A 21,317-nucleotide genomic window follows, 5' to 3' on the forward strand; every position below is an offset into this window, starting at 1 on the left:
TGCGCTAACTGGCTGGCTCCTTGCGAGTCAGGCGGTTAACATCGGGCACGGTCCTGTTTTCGACAGGCCGTGCCCTTTGTCTTTTTCATCCTCCAGAATTCTTTCGTGGCCATGAACGAGATCACCACCTCCGAACAGCTTGACCTGCAAACCGCAGCCCTGAAGGTACCGCCGCATTCCATCGAGGCCGAACAGGCCGTGCTCGGTGGCCTGATGCTGGACAACAATGCCTGGGAGCGGGTGCTGGACCAGGTGTCGGACGGCGACTTCTACCGGCATGACCACCGGCTGATCTTCCGCGCTGTGCACAAGTTGGCCGACGCCAACCAGCCATTCGACGTGGTGACCCTGCACGAGCAGTTGGACAAGGAAGGCCTGTCCTCGCAAGTCGGCGGCTTGGCTTACCTGGCCGAGCTGGCCAAGAACACCCCTTCGGTGGCCAACATCAAGGCCTACGCCGCGATCATTCGTGAGCGGGCCACGTTGCGCCAGCTGATCAGCATCAGTACCGACATCGCCGACAACGCGTTCAACCCGCAGGGGCGCAACGCTGCCGAGATTCTCGACGATGCCGAGCGGCAGATCTTCCAGATCGCCGAGGCGCGGCCTAAAACCGGCGGCCCGGTGGGCGTCAACGAGCTGTTGACCATGGCCATCGACCGCATCGATACGCTGTTCAACTCCGACAGTGACATCACCGGTATCTCCACCGGTTACACCGACCTGGACGAGAAGACCAGCGGGCTGCAGGCAGCCGACCTGATCATCGTCGCGGGTCGTCCGTCGATGGGTAAGACCACCTTCGCCATGAACCTGGTGGAAAACGCCGTACTGCGTACCGACAAGGCGGTGTTGGTGTTCTCCCTCGAGATGCCAGGTGAGTCGCTGATCATGCGTATGCTCTCGTCCCTGGGGCGTATCGACCAGACCAAAGTCCGTTCCGGCCAGCTGGATGACGACGACTGGCCGCGCCTGACCTCGGCAGTGAACCTGCTCAACGACCGAAAATTGTTCATCGACGATACGGCGGGTATCAGCCCTTCGGAAATGCGCGCGCGTACCCGCCGCCTGGCCCGTGAGCATGGTGAAATCGCCATGATCATGGTCGACTACCTGCAGCTGATGCAGATCCCGGGGTCGGCCGGTGACAACCGTACCAACGAAATTTCCGAGATTTCCCGCTCGCTCAAGGCCCTGGCCAAAGAATTCAACTGCCCGGTCATTGCCCTTTCGCAGCTGAACCGCTCGCTGGAACAGCGCCCGAACAAACGCCCGGTGAACTCCGACTTGCGTGAATCCGGTGCAATCGAGCAGGACGCCGACGTGATCATGTTCGTGTACCGCGACGAGGTGTACCACCCCGAGACCGAGCACAAGGGCGTGGCGGAAATCATCATCGGCAAACAGCGTAACGGCCCCATCGGCTTCGTGCGTTTGGCGTTTATCGGCAAGTACACCCGGTTCGAGAACTTGGCGCCGGGGATGTACAACTTTGATGATGATGAATAACCCATTGAGCTAGCAAGGCCGCTCCTACAAGGTTTGTGGTGCGCCTGCTAGCTCTGAAATCTGAGCGATGTTCGTTTGCCCTTGGCTGATGATCCGCCCCTCGCTCAGGGTGATCACCCGGTCAAACCGCGACAGTGCGCTCTGATCATGCGTCACGCAAATCAGCCCTCGCCCTTTAAATGCTTCGAACAACAGGTCCCAGGTACGCTCTGCCGACGCGGCATCGAGCCCGGCTGTGGGTTCGTCAAAGAAATTGAATTCCCCAGGCTGATTAAGAAGGCGTAGCAGCGTCAGCCTGCGTGCTTCGCCGCCCGATATCGATTCTGCGCGTGCATCCAGATCAAGTTCGTACCAGTCTTTGCTCAGGCCCAACCGTTCAAGCCATCGTTCGATTTGAGCGCGATCATGAGCTTGCTCGAACAGCACCGCGCGGGGCAGGGGGCCGGGAATGAAATGCGCATCCTGAGGGCAGAGTCGTAATCGACTGAATTGTTCACTAGCGTCGAGCGACGCCAGGCACCTGCCGTGCAGGTGCACATCCTTGCGCAACGGGAATATCGTTCCCGCCAGCGTATGCAGAAGTGTCGATTTACCACATCCGCTGGGCCCGATCAGTGCGACCCGTTCTCCTTTGTGCAGTACCAAGGGTTCTTCGATGTGAAGTTGTACAGTATCTCGAGCGCTCAACTGGCACGGGGCGATGCTTAGGCCAGCGTCCTTGTCTTGGGACTTCGCCTCAGTAGTGCATGCTGGGCCGAACGAGGGGAGCTGGAGCCAGTGTTCGAGTTTGCGTTTGTCTAGCCGAAACTGGTCTAGCAATCGCCAGGCCTCAGCAAGTTGCGCAACCCCTGCCAGCAATCCGCTCACCAAGGTGAAGAGAGCAACCAGCTCGCCCAGGCTCAATTGCGGTGTTGCCAGAGCCTGATCATGGATACCCCACATGAGCAAACCGCCACTGCCCAGGCCTATGAACAGGGTGCGCAGGCTCTGAATCCAACCCCCACTGTGAGCTACCTGCACTGCTGAGTCGGCATAGTGCGAAAGTGTCTGGTTGACCGGGAGCATTGCGGCATCCTCGGCCTTTTCCAGTTTGACCGTTGCCGCGCTGGCGAAGGTATCGACCCATTGTTCCGCCAGTTCATCCTCGCGCGCGTTCACTGCCTCGATATGTGGCCGGCGCCAGCGCACCAGGCGATCGTTGGCCCACAGGTAGGCCAGGCTCAAAGGGATGAGGCCGATCAATACCGAAGTAGCCCCCAGGTAAGCGAAGAGCGTTATCAGCACTGCAGCTTCGGCTAGCACCGGCCATGCCGAGCCAATCAGAAAGCCTAACCACCGCTCCTGTGCGGTAATGCCCCTATCCAGTACTTTTACCAGTGTTCCGCCATGGAGTTGTCCATAGGCCTCGAAGCGCTTGTCCAGCAATTCGCGGCACCAGCGGATGGAAAGTTGCTTCACGCGTTCCTGGCAAAGCCGCGCCAGGCACCAGGCTTGTAGAGGGGTCATTGAGGCTTGTAATGCGACAAGGCATATGAAGGCTCCTAGCAGAAGCTGGGAAGACGCGGCTGAGGTGGCCAGGTTGTCAATGATGTCGGCCAAGACTAGAGCAGGTACGACGGTCGCGATTTTCAGGAGCAGTGTCGCGCCGAGGGCGGCGAGAATTCCTCTATAGATTTGCATGTCATTGCCTTATGCCTTTGAGTGCACTCTGTGGCGCGACTGGAATACCTGATCTGATCAGGTGGAAGCGTTCAAGTCCGGGTATGAACACCTGAACAACCGTAGCGAGATTCGGGTGCTCATAAAGTGTGCGATAGAATGCGACCTTATTATGTTTTTCCAAGTTGATCAGTGTTCGCTTGACTTGCCCGCGCACGCTGAGGTCGGTATGCGGAGGGTGAAAAGCGGGTACAGCATATGTGGGGCATGGGTGTATAAGTGCTGAAAGGCGGGTTGAATGAGTAAGCATTTTTTCAGCAGAGAGATCCTCTTGTTTTTCTGTGGCCCCAGAAAGCTGCTCGCACTGAATCTGCTCCGTTACGGCGCGGTACATTGCAATGGAGGGGTTGATGGAGCTGCCGGAGCCAATGCTGCTGAGTGAACCTTCTTTTTTACTACGAGAAACAGCAATGCAAAATGAAACTTCGTAGAAGTCGTGCGTCAAGTATATTTCTAGTTTTTTGGCTCGGCGGAGAAGCTCGGTATCACGGGCAAATGTTTCTTCCAGAAAAGAACTCGAAGGTTGGTAAAGTTCGGGTGGGGAAGTCAGGCCACAAAGTGATAGGTAGTACATAGAAAGTGCGTGACGTTCGATAGCTTCATTGATGGCGTGGAGCAGAGCCTCGTTCTCCGTGCAGCCAAGTGCTGTACCAGAGTTAGTCGAATATTTGGAAAGAAAGCCCGCTGCAGTTTTTTCGATTTCATCAATGTTTCTGGAGGAAGGTGCTATCAATATCGCGGGAATGGCTATTTCGTCGTAGCTGTTCAATGCCTGAAGACTGAAATAAGGTATTCGGCAATCCGGGGGAATGGATTTTAGGAGCCAATCGTCAAATGGGGCTATCGATTGCAAAATTTGGTCGCTTTCGATGAGTGGTGGAGTGCTCTTGTCGACGAAGTAATGCTCTAGGCTCTCGGCAAGGGCTCCTAGTTCGCAATGCTCCCCTTTTCCTGCTCCGCAAGAAACTTCTTTGTAGGCGCTGTCGTATAAGTGGCATGTGGCGACCAGGCTATTCTTTTTTGATAGTTCTGTTTTCGATTGAAGCCCTAAGTGATGATGCATTCTTGTCAAGCGGTTGTAGGCCTCTTCTATGTTCAGCTCGCGTTCGGTGATCATGTTCTGCTCCTTGGTAGAGCCAGAAGGGGCTAAGCCCCTTCTGGTTTGTCACTTACAGAAGGTTGAGAAATTCAACCTCGGACTCGGTGAATGTGTAGTTCATCACGCGTGGGATCTGCAGAGTGTGGATTTCAGAACGACGACGTCCCATGGCTAATGCTCCTATAGAGTTGGTTTGAGTGCGCCTTTCAGCGCGTCACTGTTGTAGCACTTGTTTTTTTGGGGGTTCAAGATCTTCTCGGGATTTGTTGAGGAAAGTTAATGTAGGATTTTTTACTAAGACTAGAAGGTCGATTCCTGCAATTCTTAAGAGATAAAGAAAAAAGCACCAATAATTAGCTGGTTAGCACTTTCTCAGGGTTGGGTAGGCTAAACATTCAGTAAAAAACTGAAGGAATTGCGATCGCTCAGCAGGGGGCGCGATCGCCATCGGTCTAAGCAGGCTCAGGTTTTCCTGTGAGTAATCGCCTTGCCCCGATCCACCCCACGATCCCCCTTTTCTTGAAGACAACCCGATGCAGGGGCAGGGGCCTGCTGTAAGGCTTCGTTGATGTGTTGCCTGGGCTGGCCCTTTCGCGGGTGAACCCGCTCCTACAGGTTCACCATAGGCTTCAAGAGTTGCACCGTACCTGTGGGAGCGGGTTTACCCCACCCGTTGTTCCGCATCGAGCCCGGGATCCAGTGTAGAGACGCCCGCGAGCAGTCTTCGGAGTTGATGGGCTATGTGCGCGAACTGACCATCACCGGGTTGATGGATGAGAAGCCGATGATGATCTGGGCTGCCCATTACCTGAGTGCGATGGCCAAGGCGCTGATGGATGATGCTGAGCTGTGGATGAGGCAGTGAGGGGTTGGCTTCAGGTTGCATGAAGGCCGCCAGGAGTTCGCCGCAACAGTTTCAGCGCCTATGAGATCGAGCGCCGCCCGCGCGGCGCTTGATCTCAAAGGCGCTGCAAGGATTCTGTCGAACACCTGGCAACCCCACTACACCCCTCAACCCAACCACCTGCCACGTCCATCCCCCAACCGTCGCCCCGCCCACCAATCCCCACGAATCCAGTCGGATTTGGTCAAAATTTGTGCTATATTCCGCGCCCGCGATTTCCCTGCACACCAGAACCGGTCACTGACATGCAAGCAGCCAAACCACTCTACGACTATCCCAAGTACTGGGCCGAATGCTTCGGACCAGCACCTTTCCTGCCAATGAGCAGGGAGGAGATGGATCTGCTCGGCTGGGATTCCTGCGACATCATCATCGTGACCGGTGATGCCTACGTCGACCATCCGTCGTTCGGCATGGCCATCATTGGCCGTCTGCTGGAAGCCCAAGGCTTCCGCGTGGGCATCATCGCCCAGCCGAACTGGCAGTCGAAAGACGACTTCATGAAGCTCGGCGAACCGAACCTGTTCTTCGGTGTGGCCGCCGGCAACATGGACTCGATGATCAACCGCTACACCGCGGACAAGAAGATCCGTTCCGACGATGCCTACACCCCTGGTGGCCTGGCCGGCAGCCGTCCGGACCGTGCCAGCCTGGTGTATAGCCAGCGCTGCAAGGAGGCCTACAAGCATGTGCCGATCGTGCTCGGCGGCATCGAGGCTTCGCTGCGCCGCATCGCCCACTACGACTACTGGCAGGACAAGGTTCGTCACTCGATCCTGATCGATGCCAGCGCCGACATCCTGCTGTTCGGCAACGCCGAGCGTGCGGTGGTCGAGGTGGCCCAGCGCCTGTCCAACGGGGAGAAGATCGAGACCATCACCGACGTGCGCGGCACCGCCTTCGTGCGCCGCGATACCCCGCAGGGCTGGTACGAGATCGACTCCACCCGTATCGACCGCCCGGGGCGCGTCGACAAGATCATCAACCCGTACGTGAACACCCAGGACACCCAGGCCTGCGCCATCGAGCAGGCCAAGGGCGACCAGGAAGACCCGAACGAAGCCAAGGTGGTGCAGATTCTCGACAGCCCGGCCGTGACCCGGGAAAAGTCGGTGATCCGCCTGCCATCGTTCGAAAAGGTGCGTAACGACCCGGTGCTCTATGCCCATGCCAACCGCGTGCTGCACCTGGAGACCAACCCGGGCAACGCCCGTGCGCTGGTGCAGAAGCACGGCGAAGTGGATGTGTGGTTCAACCCGCCACCTATCCCCATGAGCACCGAGGAAATGGACTACGTGTTCGGCATGCCTTACGCCCGTGTGCCGCACCCGGCCTATGGCAAGGAGCGCATCCCGGCCTACGAGATGATCCGTTTCTCGGTGAACATCATGCGTGGCTGCTTCGGTGGCTGTACCTTCTGCTCGATCACCGAGCACGAAGGCCGCATCATCCAGAACCGCTCGCACGAGTCGATCCTGCACGAAATCGAAGAGATGCGTGACAAGGTGCCGGGCTTCACCGGCGTGGTCTCGGACCTTGGCGGGCCGACTGCCAACATGTACCGCATCGCCTGCAAAAGCCCCGAGATCGAGAAGCACTGCCGCAAACCGTCGTGCGTGTTCCCGGGCATCTGCGAAAACCTCAATACCGACCACAGCTCGTTGATCGAGCTGTACCGCAAGGCCCGTGCCTTGCCGGGTGTGAAAAAGATCCTGATTGCTTCCGGCCTGCGCTACGACCTGGCGGTGGAGTCGCCGGAGTACGTCAAGGAACTGGTCACCCACCACGTTGGCGGCTACCTGAAGATTGCCCCGGAGCACACCGAGCGTGGCCCGCTGGACAAGATGATGAAGCCGGGTATCGGCACCTACGACCGCTTCAAGCGCATGTTCGAGAAGTTCTCGAAAGAAGCGGGCAAGGAGCAGTACCTGATCCCGTACTTCATTGCCGCGCACCCCGGTACCACCGACGAAGACATGATGAACCTGGCCCTGTGGCTGAAGGGCAACGGCTTCCGCGCCGACCAGGTACAGGCGTTCTACCCGTCGCCAATGGCCTCGGCCACGGCCATGTACCACTCAGGCAAGAACCCGCTGCGCAAGGTGACCTACAAGAGCGAAGGGGTGGAGATCGTCAAGAGCGACGAGCAACGCCGTCTGCACAAGGCGTTCTTGCGCTACCACGACCCGAAGGGCTGGCCGATGCTGCGTAAAGCGCTGCAGCGTATGGGCCGAGCCGACCTGATCGGGCCGGGCAAGCACCAACTGATCCCGCTGCACCAGCCGCAGACCGATACTTATCAGAGCGCGCGCCGGAAGAACTCGACCCCGGCGGGGAGCCACAAGGTGGGCAAGGACCAGAAGATCCTGACCCAGCACACCGGCCTGCCGCCGCGTGGCAGCGATGGCAGCAAGCCGTGGGACAAGCGCGAAAAGGCCAAGGCCGAGGCGTTTGCGCGTAACCAGCAGGCTGCCAAGGAGCGCAAAGAGGCGAGCAAGGGTGGCAAGGGCAACAAGAAGCCGCGTCAGCCTGTCATTCCCCGCTGATCTTGAAGGCTACATAGAGCCCTGTGGGAGCGGGTTCACCCGCGAATGCGTCGGTAGATCCACTATCGATTCGCGGGTGAACCCGCTCCTACAGGGTCAGTGTTCGGCCCATCCATCTGGGTCAGTCAGGCTGCTTGTCGACCCACTTAGGCGCGACCGGCGCCACAAAGCTGTCCATCCCGTCCAGCAGCTCGTCCGGCTGCTGCCCCAGCAGCAACATCGCCCGGTGTTGCGGGCGCACGAAACCTTCTTCGACGATATGGTCGAGGAACCCGCCCAGCTTGTCGTAGAAACCGTTCACATCCAGTAGCCCGAGTGGCTTGGCGTGATAGCCCAGCTGCCCCCAGGTCCACACTTCGAACAGTTCCTCCAGCGTACCCAGCCCACCCGGCAAGGCAATGAAGGCATCGCTCAGCTCGGCCATGCGGGCCTTGCGCGCATGCATGCCATCCACCACTTCCAGGCGGGTCAGGCCCTTGTGGCCGACTTCAGCGTCCAGCAGGCTCTGCGGAATGATCCCGACCACTTCGCCGCCGGCCGCCATGGCCGCGTCGGCCACCACGCCCATCAAGCCGACCGCGCCACCGCCATACACCAGGGTCAAGCCACGGCGGGCAATGGCCTGGCCTAGCGCGACGGCTGCTTCACGGTAGGCAGGGTTGGCGCCCATGCTGGCGCCGCAGAACACACAAACGGAACGTACGGGCATTGCTCATCTCCTGTCACTGAGGCGCACAGGTTACGGCGCATGCCGGTCACTTCCAAGGCCGGTTCATTCTGGCCGGGAGAATTCGCAGATGGCTCCTGTGGCCCCGTGGGCGTAGGCGGCGAGCAGGCTATTGAGGAAGTTGGAGATGGGCATTTGGTATTGCTCCTAAATGAGAGGTTGTCTCATCGTCCAATAAAAGGGCATGATGTGCCCTTAGATTTGTTGTATACAATCCATTGAACAATTCTACTGGCTGGCCTCTTGACGCCCCCTTGACCCATATCAGCAAGGGGCTGAACGGTTTCAGGCAGTCTCGCAATTGATAAAACCCTGCCAAGGAGATTCATGATGTTTGCGAAAGCTGTAGCGGTATCCCTGCTGACCCTCGCCAGCGCTTCTGTCTTCGCCGCCGAGTGCTCGGTCACTGTCGACTCGACTGACCAGATGTCCTACACCAGCAAGGAATTCACTGTCGACAAGAGCTGCAAGGAATTCACCGTCAAACTGACCCACTCTGGCAACCTGCCGAAGAACGTCATGGGCCACAACCTGGTGATCAGCAAGACTGCCGACATGCAGGCCATTGCCACCGAAGGCATGAGTCAGGGTCTGGATAAGGACTATCTGAAGGCTGACAACGCCGCGATCATCGCCCACACCAAGATGATCGGCGCGCCTGAGAAAGAAACCGAAGTGAAGTTCGACACTTCCAAGCTGGAAGCCGGTGGTGACTACAGCTTCTTCTGCACCTTCCCGGGCCACATCTCGATGATGAAAGGCAAGGTCATCGTCAAGTAATCAAAGGCTGACGGCGAACCCTGCAGGAGCGGGTTCACCCGCGAATGCGTCGGTGGGTTCACCCTCGTATTCGCGGGTGAACCCGCTCCTGCAGGCCACTTATCAAGGAGCGAACGGCAGTTCGCGCTTGTGCTGGGTCTTGCGGTAGGTGGCGACGATGATGTCGAACGCTGCCTGGTCAACCGGCTGCCCATGCAGGAAGGCATCGATCTGCGCGTAGGTCACGCCATGTGACGCCTCGTCCGGCTTGCCCGGCTCCAGGTCTTCCAGGTCGGCCGTTGGCACCTTTTCCACCAGTGACTCCGGCGCACCGAAGCTGCGCGCAATCGCCCGCACCTGATTCTTCACCAGCCCACTCAACGGCGCGAGGTCGCAGGCACCATCACCAAACTTGGTAAAGAAGCCCATCACCGCCTCGGCGGCGTGGTCGGTTCCGATCACCAGACCTGCGCGGGCGCCAGCGATGGTGTACTGGGCGACCATCCGGGTACGTGCCTTGACGTTGCCAACCACGAAGTCCACCAACGTCGGCGAGCCGTTCTTCAACGCCGCCACTTCAGCTGCCAATGCACGCACTGCCGGGGCGATATCCACCGTGTGAACTTCATCTGCCTTGATAACTTCCAGGCATGCCTGGGCGTCATGCTCGTCATGCTGTACCTGGTACGGCAGGCGCACGGCAATGAAGGTGTAGGCCTTGTCGCCGGTCTCGGCGCGCAGCTCGTTGATGGCGCGCTGGGCGAGCAGGGCGGCAGTCAGTGAGTCGACGCCACCGCTGATGCCCAGCACCAAGGTCTTGAGTCGAGCATTGGCCAGGCAGTCCTTGATGAACGCCACCCGCCGGGCGACTTCGGCCTCGAGCGCTGCCGCGTCGGCGAACGGCGGCTGTACCTTCAGCGCCTGGGCAATCTCTTGCTGAACCGCTTGCATGGGTTACTCCTTGCTGGGGACTTTGAATACGTGACGCATGTAGGCGACGAAGTTCTCGTCGCGGCACTGGGTCTTGGCGGCTTCGTCAGAAATCTTGGCCACCGGCGCGCCGTTGCAGTCGGTCATTTTAAGCACGATGCTCATGGGTGCCACACCAGGGATGTCGCAGGTCAGGTTGGTTCCGATGCCAAAGCTGACGTTGATGCGGCCGCGCAGGGCGCGGAAAATTTCCAGCGAGCGGGTCAGGTTGAGGCCGTCGGAAAACACCAGGGTCTTGGTCATCGGGTCGATACCCAGTTTCTGGTAATGGGCAATGGCCTTTTCCGCCCAGGCTACCGGCTCGCCCGAATCATGGCGCAGGCCGTCGAACAGCTTGGCGAAGTACAGGTCGAAATCGCCGAGGAAGGCATCCATGGTGATGCAGTCGGTCAGGGCGATGCCGAGCAGGCCGCGGTACTCGCGTACCCAGCAGTCCAGCGCAGCGATCTGGCTGTCGATCAGCCGTGGGCCGAGCTGCTGGTGGGCCATGATCCACTCGTGGGCCATGGTGCCCAGCGGCTTGATATCCAGTTTCCATGCCAGGTCGACGTTGCTGGTGCCGACAAAACGGCCGGGGAAGTCGTCGCGCAGCACCCTTACCACTTCCTCCTGCACGCGGCTGGAAAAGCGCCGGCGGGTGCCGAAGTCGGCCACCTGCAGTTCGGCCAGCTCGTCGTCGCTGGCATGTGCACGCAGCCAGTCAAACTTGCGGTACAACTGATCCCGCGCCTCGGCCAGGCGCATGTGCGGGTGCAGATTGCGGTTGCGTACTTCGCTGATGATGGCCAGCAGCGGCACTTCGAACAGGATCACATGCAGCCACGGACCTTTCAGGCGCAGAAACAGCTGATCATTTTCGATGCCGACGTGCACGTAACGCAGGTTGAAGCGGAACAGGCGCAGAAAGCGTAAAAAGTCGGGCTTGAGGAAGCTGATGCGTTCGAGGAAGGCCAGCTGGCCATCGTCCAGGGTGAGGTCGGCAAGCCGTTCGAGCTGATTGCGAATTTCGCCGAGGTAGGGGCGCAGGTCCTCACCGTTGCGGCAGCGGAATTCCCATTCGACGTCGGCGTCCGGGTAGTTGTGCAGCACACCCTGCATCATGGTGAGTTTGTAGAAGTCGGTGTCGAGCAGGTTGTGCACGATGCGCTCGGCGAATGCGCTTTCGCTCATCAAGGGGGCTCCGGAAGCGGCGATTGGCGGACATTGTGCCAGCCTTTTCCACCTTGTGTGGCTGTTCCGGCCTCTTCTCGGGCAAGCCCGCTCCTGCACGGTGCGGGGACTTGCTCCTAATGTGGGAGCTGGCGTGCCCGTGAAGAGGCCGAAACAGCCAAAACAGAGGTGTTTTTCCGTGCACCAGCTAGCCTTGAAACGGTGCCGCCTGTAGCAGTCGCGCACCAGCGGTGTGCAGTTCGGTGACGTCCGCTGTTACAGGGCGGTTGCACGTAAACACTTGCCAGGGTTGCAATGATGGCACTCGAAGGTTGCTCCTTGTCTGTACGTGTGGTGGCGCCTGCCGCGTGGCAGACGGTTGCACGCTCAATAAAGAAAAGGCCGCCCGTCGCCTACCGGCACCCTTCACAGTGTGTTTTCCCGGAAGACAAAACCGATGGCACGGCCCTTGCTCTGAGTACCGGGCTGAGAAGTTGTAGTGCCAACCAAAAAAACTCTAGGAGCACCACCTCATGTCGCAGACGTTTTACAAGAAAGGTTTCCTGGCTCTGGCCGTAGCTACGGCACTGGGTGTTTCTTCGTATGTTCAGGCCGACGTCAAGATCGGTGTAGCGGGCCCCATGACTGGGGCAAACGCAGCGTTTGGCGAGCAGTACATGAAAGGTGCGCAGGCAGCGGCTGACAAGATCAACGCCGCTGGTGGCGTGAATGGCGAGAAAATCGTCCTGGTCAAAGGCGATGACGCCTGTGAACCGAAGCAAGCCGTGGCCGTGGCCAACCGCCTGGTCGATCAGGACAAGGTGATTGGCGTGGTGGGCCACTTCTGCTCTTCCAACACGATCCCGGCCTCCGAGGTATATGACGAGGCGGGCGTGATCGCCATCACCCCAGGCTCCACCAACCCACAGGTCACTGAGCGCGGCCTGAGTGCCATGTTCCGCATGTGCGGCCGTGACGACCAGCAGGGTATCGTCGCTGGCGACTACATCGTCGACGTGCTCAAGGGCAAGAAGGTTGCGGTGTTGCACGACAAGGACACCTACGGCCAGGGCCTGGCTGACGCGACCAAGGCGCAGCTGGAAAAACGCGGCGTGAAGCCTGTGCTGTACGAAGGCCTGACCCGTGGCGAGAAAGACTTCAGCGCGGTGGTCACCAAGATCCGCTCTACCGGTGCCGACGTGGTCTACTTCGGCGGCCTGCACCCGGAAGCCGGCCCGCTGGTACGCCAGCTGCGCGAGCAAGGCCTGAAGGACGTCAAGTTCATGTCCGATGATGGCATCGTCACCGACGAACTGGTGTCTACCGCCGGCGGCGCGCAATACGTTGACGGCGTGTACATGACCTTCGGTGCCGACCCGCGCCTGCTGCCAGACAGCAAGGCGGTGGTGGAGGAGTTCCGCAAGGCCGGCACCGAACCTGAGGGCTACACCCTGTACGCCTACGCTTCGCTGCAGGCTCTGGCTGCCGCGTTCAATGGCGCGAAGTCGAACAAGGGCGAGGACGCTGCCAAGTGGCTCAAGGCCAACCCGGTGCAGACCGTCATGGGTGAGAAGAAGTGGGACAGCAAGGGCGACCTGACCGTCTCCGACTACGTGGTCTACCAGTGGGACAAGACCGGTAAATACCACCAGCTGGAAAAACAAAAATAACAACGGCCCGCGGCCCGGGCGGTTGCTCGGGCCCAAGCCCCGCGGTACCTGTCTTTATTCGTAGATCTGCACAGTTCTGCGCTGCGAGGGCCCCGCACAGGTGGCCCGCGCCGTGGTCGGCGCTCGTGCAATCTCAATCAGGTGAGATTGCGTTATGGATGGTATTTTCCTGCAGCAACTGGTCAACGGCCTGACCCTCGGGTCGGTCTATGGCCTGATCGCCATCGGCTACACAATGGTCTATGGCATTATCGGCATGATCAACTTCGCGCACGGCGAGGTGTACATGATCTCCGCTTACCTCGCGGCGATCAGCCTGGCATTGCTGGCTTACTTCGGTGTCGAATCGTTCCCCCTGCTGATGCTGGGCACCTTGTTGTTCACCATCGTCGTCACCGGCGTTTATGGTTTCACCATCGAGCGCATCGCCTACAAACCGCTGCGTAACTCCACCCGCCTGGCACCGCTGATCAGTGCCATCGGCATTTCGCTGATCCTGCAGAACTACGCACAGATCAGCCAGGGCGCCCGCCAGCAAGGCGTGCCAACCCTGCTGGAAGGCGCCATGCGTGTCGAAGTCGGGTCCGGCTTCGTGCAACTGACTTATACCAAGATCTTCATCCTGGTGGCGGCCTTTGTCGGCATGGGCCTGCTGACCTACGTGATCAAGTACACCAAGCTCGGCCGCATGTGCCGTGCTACCCAGCAAGACCGCAAGATGGCCTCGATCCTGGGTATCAACACCGACCGGGTAATCTCCTACGTGTTCGTCATCGGTGCAGTGATGGCCGCCCTGGCCGGCGTGCTCATCACCATGAACTACGGCACCTTCGACTTCTACGCCGGCTTCATCATCGGTATCAAGGCGTTCACTGCCGCAGTGCTCGGGGGTATCGGCTCGCTGCCGGGTGCCATGCTCGGCGGGATCATCCTGGGAATTTCCGAGTCGCTGTTCTCAGGCCTGATCAACTCCGACTACAAGGATGTGTTCAGCTTCTCGCTGCTGGTGATGATCCTTATCTTCCGCCCACAAGGCCTGCTGGGTCGCCCGCTCGTGGCTAAGGTGTGAACATGTCCGTTGCCAAAACTGCCTCTATTAGCGAAACCAAGGGTTTCGACCTTAAACGCAGCCTGCTGGAGACCATTGTCGCTGGCCTGCTGGCACTTATCGTGTTTGGTCCGGTCGTTGGTGTGGTGCTCGACGGCTACACCTTCAATGCCGAGCCGCGCCGCGTGGCCTGGCTGGTCGGCGGTGTGATGGTGGGGCGCTTCCTGCTCAGCCTGTTCCTGCAGACTGCCCCCGGGCAGCGCATGCTCCTGGGCTTCGACAGCGGTGGCTCGGGCGTGCATGTGACCGCACCGGACTACAAGTCGCGCCTGCGTTACATCATCCCCGCGCTGATCGTGATTGCCATCGTTTTCCCGATCTTCGCCAACAAGTACCTGCTGACCGTGGTCATCCTCGGCCTGATCTACGTATTGCTGGGCCTTGGCCTGAACATCGTGGTCGGCCTGGCCGGCCTGCTCGACCTGGGTTACGTGGCGTTCTATGCCATCGGTGCCTACGGTCTGGCGCTGGGTTACCAGTACCTGGGGCTGGGCTTCTGGAGCGTGCTGCCGCTGGCGGCCATCGCTGCGGCGCTGGCGGGGTGCATCCTCGGCTTCCCGGTGTTGCGCATGCACGGTGACTACCTGGCGATCGTGACGCTGGGCTTTGGCGAGATCATTCGCCTGGTGCTGAACAACTGGCTATCGTTCACCGGTGGCCCCAACGGCATGCCGGCACCTTCACCCACCTTCTTCGGCCTTGAGTTCGGCCGCCGGGCCAAGGATGGCGGGGTGCCGATCCACGAGTTCTTCGGCTTCGAGTACAACGCCAGCCTCAAGTTCGTGTTCATCTACGCGGTGCTGTTCATGGTCGTGCTGGCAGTGCTGTACATCAAGCATCGCCTGACTCGCATGCCGGTCGGCCGGGCCTGGGAAGCGCTGCGCGAAGACGAGATTGCCTGCCGTTCGATGGGCCTGAACCACGTGCTGGTCAAGCTGTCGGCCTTTACCCTGGGCGCCTCGACTGCCGGTCTGGCCGGGGTGTTCTTCGCCACCTACCAGGGCTTCGTCAACCCGTCGTCGTTCACATTTTTCGAGTCGGCGCTGATCCTCGCCATCGTCGTGCTGGGTGGCATGGGCTCGACCGTGGGTGTGGTCATCGCGGCGTTCGTGCTGACCGTGGCGCCGGAACTGCTGCGCAGCTTCTCCGAGTACCGGGTGCTGCTGTTCGGCGTGCTGATGGTGCTGATGATGATCTGGCGACCGCGTGGGCTGATCCGTATCAGCCGTACCGGTGTGACCCCACGTAAAGGAGTGGCGCCATGAGCGACGATATCATTCTCTCGGTCGACAACCTGATGATGCAGTTCGGTGGCATCAAGGCGCTCAGCGACGTCAGCCTGAAGGTCCGGCGCAACCAGATATTTGCCCTGATCGGCCCCAACGGCGCCGGCAAGACCACGGTATTCAACTGCCTGACCGGCTTTTACAAGGCCAGTGGCGGACGTATCGAACTGAACGTGCGCGGCAGCCACACCAACGTCATCCAGCTGCTCGGCGAGCGCTTCCAGGCGGCCGACTTCGTGTCGCCTGCGCGCTTTGCCAACCGTATGTACTACAAGATGTTCGGTGGTACCCACCTGGTCAACCGCGCCGGCCTGGCGCGCACCTTCCAGAACATTCGCCTGTTCAAGGAAATGTCGGTGGTGGAGAACCTGCTGGTGGCCCAGCACATGTGGGTCAACCGCAACTTGCTGGCCGGGGTGCTCAACACCAAGGCCTACCGCAAGGCCGAAAGCGATGCGCTGGACCACGCCTTCTACTGGCTGGAAGTAGTAGACCTGGTCGATTGCGCCAACCGCCTGGCCGGCGAGCTGTCGTACGGCCAGCAGCGGCGTCTGGAAATCGCCCGGGCCATGTGCACGCGGCCGAAGATCATCTGCCTGGACGAACCGGCGGCGGGCCTTAACCCGCAGGAAACCGAGGCACTCAGCCGCATGATCCGTGTGCTGCGTGACGAGCACGACATCACTGTGGTGTTGATCGAGCACGACATGGGCATGGTCATGAGCATCTCCGACCATATCGTGGTGCTGGACCACGGCAACGTGATTGCCGAAGGTGCGCCGCAGGACATCCGCCACAACCCGACGGTGATTGCCGCCTACCTGGGTGCAGACGAAGAGGAACTGGTATGAGTGCACCCATTCTCGAGCTGAAAGACCTGGACGTGTTCTATGGGCCGATCCAGGCACTGAAGAAAGTCTCGATGCACATCAACGAGGGCGAGACGGTAAGCCTGATCGGCGCCAACGGTGCCGGCAAGTCGACCCTGCTGATGTCGATTTTCGGCCAGCCGCGGGCGGCATCCGGGCATATCGTGTACCGCGGCACCGACATCACCCGCAAATCCTCGCACTACATCGCCTCCAACGGCATTGCCCAGTCGCCGGAGGGGCGCCGGGTGTTTCCCGACATGACCGTCGAGGAAAACCTGATGATGGGTACCATCCCCATCGGCGACAAGCATGCCGACGAAGACATGCAGCGTATGTACGAGCTGTTCCCGCGGTTGAAGGAGCGGCGTAACCAGCGGGCCATGACCATGTCGGGTGGCGAGCAGCAAATGCTGGCGATTGCCCGGGCGCTGATGAGCCGGCCGAAATTGCTGTTGCTGGACGAGCCCTCGCTGGGTCTGGCACCGATCGTGGTCAAGCAGATTTTCTCGACCCTGCGAGAACTGGCCAAGACCGGGATGACTATCTTCCTGGTGGAGCAGAACGCCAACCATGCGCTGAAACTGTCGGACCGGGCCTATGTGATGGTCAACGGGCAGATTCGCATGACCGGGACCGGGCAGGAACTGTTGGTCAATGAGGAAGTGCGTAACGCTTATCTGGGCGGGCACTGAGTTGTGTTAAGGGGCTGCAGTGCAGCCCCCTTCTCAATGTGGAAAACTTGTCGTTCCCTTCTCCCGAAACACACCCATATTCCTTCGCAAGCCATTGTTTCCACAGGCCAACTCTTTTCCACGGATAGTGTGGAGCCGCCTGTGGAAAACATGGTGGCATATCGCTCAAGGCCTTGAGTATCAAGCCCTGTAGCGATTTGATCATTTTTTGTTCATATCCCCGTTGTGGATGATTTTCCCAAGCTTTCAACATCTCTGCGTGTGCTTCAAGTGCAGTGCCAATCCTGTGGATAACTCTGTGTAAAAACCTTGGACAGACCGCTGCAGGCGGCATGTTTGAAAGCCTTGCGCCATCACCGACAAGATATCCACAGACCACAATCCGCTGAAAGGGTTCCGTACAGTGGACAAGTTGCCCCCAATCCGTGGGGAAAGCCTTGTGGATAACATGCGCATACCTGGCGGCGAGCCCTCTGCTGCAAGGGTTTCGCGAGTATGAACAAAAAATGAACAGCCCCTGAGCGGCTTGCTGCCTGCGCCGTGCGCGGGCATGCTGCAAAGCTGCCATGACAACCTACCGTGAGGAACACAGCATGACGTCCACCGTATTCATCACTGGCGCGACTTCCGGTTTCGGCGAGGCCACCGCCCGCCGCTTCGCAGAAGCCGGCTGGAAGCTGGTACTCACTGGGCGCCGCAAAGAGCGCCTGGATGCCCTGTGCGCTGAACTGTCGGCCAAGACCGAAGTGCATGGCCTGGTGCTGGACGTGCGTGACCGCAAGGCAATGGAGCAGGCTATTGCCAATCTGCCGGCCGGCTTTGAAAAGATTCGCGGTCTGGTCAACAACGCCGGCTTGGCGCTGGGTGTGGATGCTGCGCAGAACTGCAGCCTGGACGACTGGGAAACCATGGTCGACACCAACATCAAGGGCCTGATGTACACCACTCGCCTGCTGCTGCCACGGCTCATCGCCCATGGCCGCGGCGCGTCGATCCTGAACGTCGGGTCGGTGGCGGGCAACTATCCGTACCCGGGCAGCAACGTGTATGGCGGCACCAAGGCCTTCGTCGGCAAGTTCTCGCTGAGCCTGCGTTGCGACCTGCGCGGTACCGGCGTGCGTGTGAGCAACATCGAGCCGGGCCTGTGCGAGAGCGAGTTCTCGCTGGTGCGCTTCGGGGGTGACCAGGCCAAGTACGATGCTACCTACGCGGGTGCGGAGCCGATCCAGCCACAGGATATTGCCGAGACCATCTTCTGGATCCTCAACCAGCCGGCGCACATCAACATCAACAGCTTGGAACTGATGCCGGTGAGCCAGGACTGGGCAGGGTTCTCGATCGACCGATCAAAAGGCTAAGCATACGCCGCGAACCGGAAAGACCCGGTTCGCGAAACAACCGCATCGCTCAGTTGATATAGCTAAAGCCGGTTCTGCCTTCAGGGATGATGCCTAACGCTTGAAGGACATCGTTGATGGCGTCATGCCGGCCCATGTCCTCGGCCGTTGCCTCGCAATTGATGACACGGCGCAGGCTTAGCAGGTAGCTGAGTTTGCCATGGGAGTGCTCGTCATAGCGGTGGCCGTGATCGATTATCTTCTGTGCCGCTCGGTTGATCTGCTCTTCGACAAATGCCTTGAAGGCTTCTGCTTCCATAGTTGGTTACTCCTGAACGTTCGAGAAAGGGGCACCAACATAGGGGTGGGGAGATGCTTCCGGCAGAGGGAAACGCTCACCCCTGACAGATTCGTTGTATGGATTAGATGTTCGCCTGATTCAGCCCTTCCAGGCAGGTAGCCAAGTGATAAGGCGTGGTCGATGGCATGTCATCCCTGCTCACCGCGCCGTCACCCCCTCGGCACTCATACCAGCCGGCGTCACGCAGGAACCGCGCTGAAAGGGCGCCCAACTGCCCCGCGAGCTTTGCTTCACTGCCTTCACGCAATGTAAGCGCCCGCAGGTACTCGGCCTGCGCCCAGATACGCTGGGAGGCATCAAGCACCCGGCCATCCACATTCAGCATGGCCAGTACGGCCGCATCCTTCACCCCGAATTGCTCGGCAAAGGCGAAAGCCCGGTCTATTGACGCATGCAGCGGGGTGTCACGCAGCAGCGGGGAGGTATGCAGCAGATAGAACCACTCGAACTGGTGCCCAGGCTCGAACCAGTTATCCACAGCCCCGCGTGGCTTTTCCAGCATCAGGCCATGGGCCGGTTCAATGAAATGCGCCTCGAGTGCCTGACACAATTGCAGCAGCGACTGGCGGACATGTTCGTCGTCACGCACAGCCAGTACCTGCAGGAACGCTTCGGCCAGGTGCATCTGCGGATTCTGCAGCGGGCCACTGCCGAGGTCGGCCCAGTCTTCGCCCAGGCAGGCTTCGTACAGGCCATCGTCACGGGCGAACTGCTGGTCGATGATGTCCAGCGCGGCATTCAACGTGGACTCCACCAGGTTTTCGCGCACTTTGCCCCAGTAGTGCGCGCAGGCGAACACGATGAAGGCGTGGGTATACAGGTCCTTGCGCCGGTCCAGCGGCTTGCCTTGGGCGTCGATGCTGTAGAACCAGCCCCCGTGCTCGGCATCGTGGAAGTGCTTTTGCAGCGAGCGAAACAGGGCTGCGGCGCGTTCGGCGGCGCCCGGCTGGCCGATACGGCTGCTGAACACGTACAGCTGGCGTGCACAGGCCATGGCCCGGTAGCGCTGCACCGGCAACGGTTGGTGCTGGGCGTCCAGCGCTTCGTAGGGCAGGGCCATGTCGGCGTTCCAGCCCGGGCCTTGCCACAGCGGCACGATGCGTTCGGCGAAGTGCTGGTTGAAGCGGGCCAGTTCGGGCAGGGTGGGGCGGGGGTCGGACATTTGGGCGCTCGTCGCTGTCGGGCAGGGCGCCATGGTAGCAGAAGTGGGGTTTTCAGTAGCCTGGGTTGCCGAGCCCCTGCCAATGCCGCGCCCCGACAAAGATGAAGCGCAATTGCTGGGTGATCTTTTCCTGCGGCGTCAGGGCCTGTGGATAACCCGCTTCCGGGTTGTCGATAAGCTCGGGCAGGGTGGCGAACACGGTCTTCACCACCAGGTCGGCCATCACCGCAAGCGCGGCGCTGTCCAGGTGTTGCCAGCGCTTCATGCGCGCAAGGTCGGTGGCAAGGTCGTCGCTGATATCCTGGCGCAGGCGGGCAATGGCCTGGCGCACGGCCTGCGCACCGCCGTACTGCTCGCGGGCCAGGAACAGGAACTGCGCGCGGTGGGCGGCTACCACGTCGAGGAAGATGCGCACCGAGGCGTCGGTGATGCCGCCCAGTTCGAATTCGTTCTGGCGCACCAGGCGGATGGTCTGGCGGAAGGTGGTGTCGATTTCGGCGACAAGGGCCAGGCCCAGAGCGTCCATGTCGGAGAAATGCCGATAGAAGCCGGTCGGCACGATGCCAGCTGTCTTCGCCACTTCGCGCAGGCTGATACTGCCGAAACCACGGCCACTCTCCATGAGCAGGCAGGCGGCATCGAGCAGGGCCTGGCGGGTCTGTAGCTTCTGTTCGGCGCGCGGCAGCATGATGCGGGCTTCTGTAACGGTCAGGCTGGGCACTCTAGATAAAAAAACAAAGCCCGGTCAATGGACCGGGCCTGGAGGGGAGCAAGCGTTGTGACAGAAGTTGTTCTTTTCGGCCATGGCGATCAGCTCACACGGCTGAGTTCAACCAGGCGATCCGAGCCACCTTCAGCGACACGGCCAGCTTGTTCGATCAGACGATCGGAGCCGCCTTCGGCAACACGGCCAGCTTGTTCGATCAGACGATCCGAGCCACCTTCGGCAACACGGCCAGAACGTTCGATCAGACGATCGGAGCCACCTTCAGCAACGCGGCCAGAACGTTCGATCAGACGATCGGAGCCACCTTCAGCAACACGGCCAGAACGTTCGATCAGGCGATCGGAGCCACCTTCAGCAACGCGGCCAGAACGTTCGATCAGGCGATCGGAGCCACCTTCAGCAACGCGGCCAGAACGTTCGATCAGGCGATCGGAGCCACCTTCGGCAACACGGCCAGAACGTTCGATCAGGCGATCGGAGCCGCCTTCAGCTACGGTGTTCAGCGGCTGGGCGATTTCGGCAGCGCTGGAGCGCGCTTCGGACGTCAGGTGTTGCTCGGACGCCGGCAGGGCGAAAGCGTTGGCGGCCAGAAGGGACAGGGTCAGGGTCAGCAGATGGCGTTTCATGATTTCGGTGCTCCTCTCGGGGGCTGGAAAGTGGGTACGAAGCCAATGCTACGCCGCGTAACGCCAGAGAGAAG

The 21,317-nt window shown here is 60.0% G+C and carries 19 protein-coding genes; 10 read left to right on the plus strand and 9 right to left on the minus strand.

Features of this window, described 5'->3' with window-relative positions; translation table 11 throughout:
• Positions 1 to 111: 111 nt before the first annotated feature.
• Positions 112 to 1,509 carry a replicative DNA helicase gene (dnaB, locus tag ACF8FB_RS00715; protein ID WP_010955472.1) on the plus strand — a complete coding sequence of 466 codons (1,398 nt, stop codon included), beginning with the start codon at positions 112 to 114 and terminating at the stop codon, positions 1,507 to 1,509.
• 24 nt (positions 1,510 to 1,533) lie between these two features.
• On the opposite strand, the gene ACF8FB_RS00720 is transcribed toward dnaB, so the two are convergent.
• Together ACF8FB_RS00720 and ACF8FB_RS00725 are read right to left on the minus strand one after the other, a co-directional pair.
• Positions 1,534 to 3,189: an ATP-binding cassette domain-containing protein gene (locus ACF8FB_RS00720; protein WP_392510596.1), complete on the minus strand. Its 1,656-nt coding sequence runs from the start codon at positions 3,187 to 3,189 to the stop codon at positions 1,534 to 1,536.
• A gap of 1 nt (position 3,190) precedes the next feature.
• A complete protein-coding gene (locus ACF8FB_RS00725; RefSeq protein WP_392510808.1) occupies positions 3,191 to 4,345 on the minus strand; it encodes a YcaO-like family protein in 1,155 nt (384 codons plus the stop codon).
• A 631-nt stretch (positions 4,346 to 4,976) separates the two neighbouring features.
• Between ACF8FB_RS00725 and ACF8FB_RS00730 the strand changes: the two genes are divergently transcribed.
• A complete protein-coding gene (locus tag ACF8FB_RS00730) occupies positions 4,977 to 5,192 on the plus strand; it encodes a DUF3077 domain-containing protein (RefSeq protein ID WP_019438726.1) in 216 nt (71 codons plus the stop codon).
• 284 nt (positions 5,193 to 5,476) lie between these two features.
• The gene (locus ACF8FB_RS00735) at positions 5,477 to 7,777 is read left to right on the plus strand and encodes a YgiQ family radical SAM protein (RefSeq protein WP_392510810.1); all 2,301 of its coding nucleotides are present in this window, start codon (positions 5,477 to 5,479) and stop codon (positions 7,775 to 7,777) included.
• A 121-nt stretch (positions 7,778 to 7,898) separates the two neighbouring features.
• On the opposite strand, the gene ACF8FB_RS00740 is transcribed toward ACF8FB_RS00735, so the two are convergent.
• Entirely contained in the window at positions 7,899 to 8,486 is a 588-nt protein-coding gene (locus ACF8FB_RS00740) for a TIGR00730 family Rossman fold protein (protein WP_003249578.1), read from the minus strand.
• A gap of 348 nt (positions 8,487 to 8,834) precedes the next feature.
• On the opposite strand from ACF8FB_RS00740, the gene azu reads away from it, so the two are divergent.
• Positions 8,835 to 9,284, plus strand: coding sequence for an azurin (gene azu, locus ACF8FB_RS00745; RefSeq protein ID WP_003249580.1), 450 nt, complete (start codon positions 8,835 to 8,837; stop codon positions 9,282 to 9,284).
• A gap of 102 nt (positions 9,285 to 9,386) precedes the next feature.
• Here azu and nadE read toward each other — a convergent pair whose 3' ends face one another.
• Positions 9,387 to 10,214: an ammonia-dependent NAD(+) synthetase gene (gene nadE / locus ACF8FB_RS00750; RefSeq protein ID WP_010955469.1), complete on the minus strand. Its 828-nt coding sequence runs from the start codon at positions 10,212 to 10,214 to the stop codon at positions 9,387 to 9,389.
• Positions 10,215 to 10,217: 3 nt separating this feature from the next.
• Positions 10,218 to 11,423 carry a nicotinate phosphoribosyltransferase gene (pncB, locus tag ACF8FB_RS00755; protein WP_392510575.1) on the minus strand — a complete coding sequence of 402 codons (1,206 nt, stop codon included), beginning with the start codon at positions 11,421 to 11,423 and terminating at the stop codon, positions 10,218 to 10,220.
• 512 nt (positions 11,424 to 11,935) lie between these two features.
• Between pncB and ACF8FB_RS00760 the strand changes: the two genes are divergently transcribed.
• The 6 genes from ACF8FB_RS00760 to ACF8FB_RS00785 all read left to right on the plus strand — a co-directional run bounded on the left by ACF8FB_RS00760 (position 11,936) and on the right by ACF8FB_RS00785 (position 18,388).
• Positions 11,936 to 13,072: a branched-chain amino acid ABC transporter substrate-binding protein gene (locus ACF8FB_RS00760; RefSeq protein WP_003249588.1), complete on the plus strand. Its 1,137-nt coding sequence runs from the start codon at positions 11,936 to 11,938 to the stop codon at positions 13,070 to 13,072.
• A gap of 154 nt (positions 13,073 to 13,226) precedes the next feature.
• The gene (locus ACF8FB_RS00765) at positions 13,227 to 14,141 is read left to right on the plus strand and encodes a branched-chain amino acid ABC transporter permease (protein ID WP_003249590.1); all 915 of its coding nucleotides are present in this window, start codon (positions 13,227 to 13,229) and stop codon (positions 14,139 to 14,141) included.
• Positions 14,142 to 14,143: 2 nt separating this feature from the next.
• A complete protein-coding gene (gene livM, locus ACF8FB_RS00770; RefSeq protein WP_049586711.1) occupies positions 14,144 to 15,445 on the plus strand; it encodes a high-affinity branched-chain amino acid ABC transporter permease LivM in 1,302 nt (433 codons plus the stop codon).
• Positions 15,442 to 16,317 (plus strand): ATP-binding cassette domain-containing protein, encoded by an 876-nt coding sequence (locus ACF8FB_RS00775; RefSeq protein ID WP_010955466.1) that lies wholly within the window; start codon positions 15,442 to 15,444, stop codon positions 16,315 to 16,317. Before livM ends, ACF8FB_RS00775 begins: the two co-directional genes overlap by 4 nt.
• Entirely contained in the window at positions 16,314 to 17,030 is a 717-nt protein-coding gene (locus tag ACF8FB_RS00780; RefSeq protein ID WP_004576969.1) for an ABC transporter ATP-binding protein, read from the plus strand. Before ACF8FB_RS00775 ends, ACF8FB_RS00780 begins: the two co-directional genes overlap by 4 nt.
• 593 nt (positions 17,031 to 17,623) lie before the next feature.
• Complete coding sequence (locus tag ACF8FB_RS00785) at positions 17,624 to 18,388, plus strand: SDR family oxidoreductase (RefSeq protein WP_392510813.1); 765 nt, start codon at positions 17,624 to 17,626, stop codon at positions 18,386 to 18,388.
• Between the two features lie 49 nt (positions 18,389 to 18,437).
• On the opposite strand, the gene ACF8FB_RS00790 is transcribed toward ACF8FB_RS00785, so the two are convergent.
• The 4 genes from ACF8FB_RS00790 to ACF8FB_RS00805 all read right to left on the minus strand — a co-directional run bounded on the left by ACF8FB_RS00790 (position 18,438) and on the right by ACF8FB_RS00805 (position 21,243).
• The gene (locus ACF8FB_RS00790) at positions 18,438 to 18,686 is read right to left on the minus strand and encodes a hypothetical protein (RefSeq protein WP_010955465.1); all 249 of its coding nucleotides are present in this window, start codon (positions 18,684 to 18,686) and stop codon (positions 18,438 to 18,440) included.
• Positions 18,687 to 18,789: 103 nt separating this feature from the next.
• A complete protein-coding gene (locus ACF8FB_RS00795; RefSeq protein WP_049586712.1) occupies positions 18,790 to 19,890 on the minus strand; it encodes an AGE family epimerase/isomerase in 1,101 nt (366 codons plus the stop codon).
• A gap of 52 nt (positions 19,891 to 19,942) precedes the next feature.
• Positions 19,943 to 20,578, minus strand: coding sequence for a TetR family transcriptional regulator (locus tag ACF8FB_RS00800; protein ID WP_003249603.1), 636 nt, complete (start codon positions 20,576 to 20,578; stop codon positions 19,943 to 19,945).
• A gap of 122 nt (positions 20,579 to 20,700) precedes the next feature.
• The gene (locus ACF8FB_RS00805) at positions 20,701 to 21,243 is read right to left on the minus strand and encodes a hypothetical protein (RefSeq protein WP_060488932.1); all 543 of its coding nucleotides are present in this window, start codon (positions 21,241 to 21,243) and stop codon (positions 20,701 to 20,703) included.
• Positions 21,244 to 21,317 lie beyond the last annotated feature (74 nt).

The organism is Pseudomonas sp. yb_2 (assembly GCF_043103905.1).
GTDB lineage: Bacteria > Pseudomonadota > Gammaproteobacteria > Pseudomonadales > Pseudomonadaceae > Aquipseudomonas > Aquipseudomonas alloputida.

Coding starts and splice junctions, on each gene's coding strand:
- nadE (WP_010955469.1), bottom strand. CDS start 10,214: ATGCAAGCGGTTCAGCAAGAGATTGCCCAGGCGCTGAAGGTACAGCCG.
- ACF8FB_RS00720 (WP_392510596.1), bottom strand. CDS start 3,189: ATGCAAATCTATAGAGGAATTCTCGCCGCCCTCGGCGCGACACTGCTC.
- ACF8FB_RS00795 (WP_049586712.1), bottom strand. CDS start 19,890: ATGTCCGACCCCCGCCCCACCCTGCCCGAACTGGCCCGCTTCAACCAG.
- ACF8FB_RS00780 (WP_004576969.1), top strand. CDS start 16,314: ATGAGTGCACCCATTCTCGAGCTGAAAGACCTGGACGTGTTCTATGGG.
- azu (WP_003249580.1), top strand. CDS start 8,835: ATGTTTGCGAAAGCTGTAGCGGTATCCCTGCTGACCCTCGCCAGCGCT.
- ACF8FB_RS00740 (WP_003249578.1), bottom strand. CDS start 8,486: ATGCCCGTACGTTCCGTTTGTGTGTTCTGCGGCGCCAGCATGGGCGCC.
- ACF8FB_RS00800 (WP_003249603.1), bottom strand. CDS start 20,578: ATGCTGCCGCGCGCCGAACAGAAGCTACAGACCCGCCAGGCCCTGCTC.
- pncB (WP_392510575.1), bottom strand. CDS start 11,423: ATGAGCGAAAGCGCATTCGCCGAGCGCATCGTGCACAACCTGCTCGAC.
- ACF8FB_RS00725 (WP_392510808.1), bottom strand. CDS start 4,345: ATGATCACCGAACGCGAGCTGAACATAGAAGAGGCCTACAACCGCTTG.
- ACF8FB_RS00805 (WP_060488932.1), bottom strand. CDS start 21,243: ATGAAACGCCATCTGCTGACCCTGACCCTGTCCCTTCTGGCCGCCAAC.
- ACF8FB_RS00785 (WP_392510813.1), top strand. CDS start 17,624: ATGACGTCCACCGTATTCATCACTGGCGCGACTTCCGGTTTCGGCGAG.
- ACF8FB_RS00775 (WP_010955466.1), top strand. CDS start 15,442: ATGAGCGACGATATCATTCTCTCGGTCGACAACCTGATGATGCAGTTC.
- ACF8FB_RS00790 (WP_010955465.1), bottom strand. CDS start 18,686: ATGGAAGCAGAAGCCTTCAAGGCATTTGTCGAAGAGCAGATCAACCGA.
- dnaB (WP_010955472.1), top strand. CDS start 112: ATGAACGAGATCACCACCTCCGAACAGCTTGACCTGCAAACCGCAGCC.
- livM (WP_049586711.1), top strand. CDS start 14,144: ATGTCCGTTGCCAAAACTGCCTCTATTAGCGAAACCAAGGGTTTCGAC.
- ACF8FB_RS00765 (WP_003249590.1), top strand. CDS start 13,227: ATGGATGGTATTTTCCTGCAGCAACTGGTCAACGGCCTGACCCTCGGG.
- ACF8FB_RS00760 (WP_003249588.1), top strand. CDS start 11,936: ATGTCGCAGACGTTTTACAAGAAAGGTTTCCTGGCTCTGGCCGTAGCT.
- ACF8FB_RS00735 (WP_392510810.1), top strand. CDS start 5,477: ATGCAAGCAGCCAAACCACTCTACGACTATCCCAAGTACTGGGCCGAA.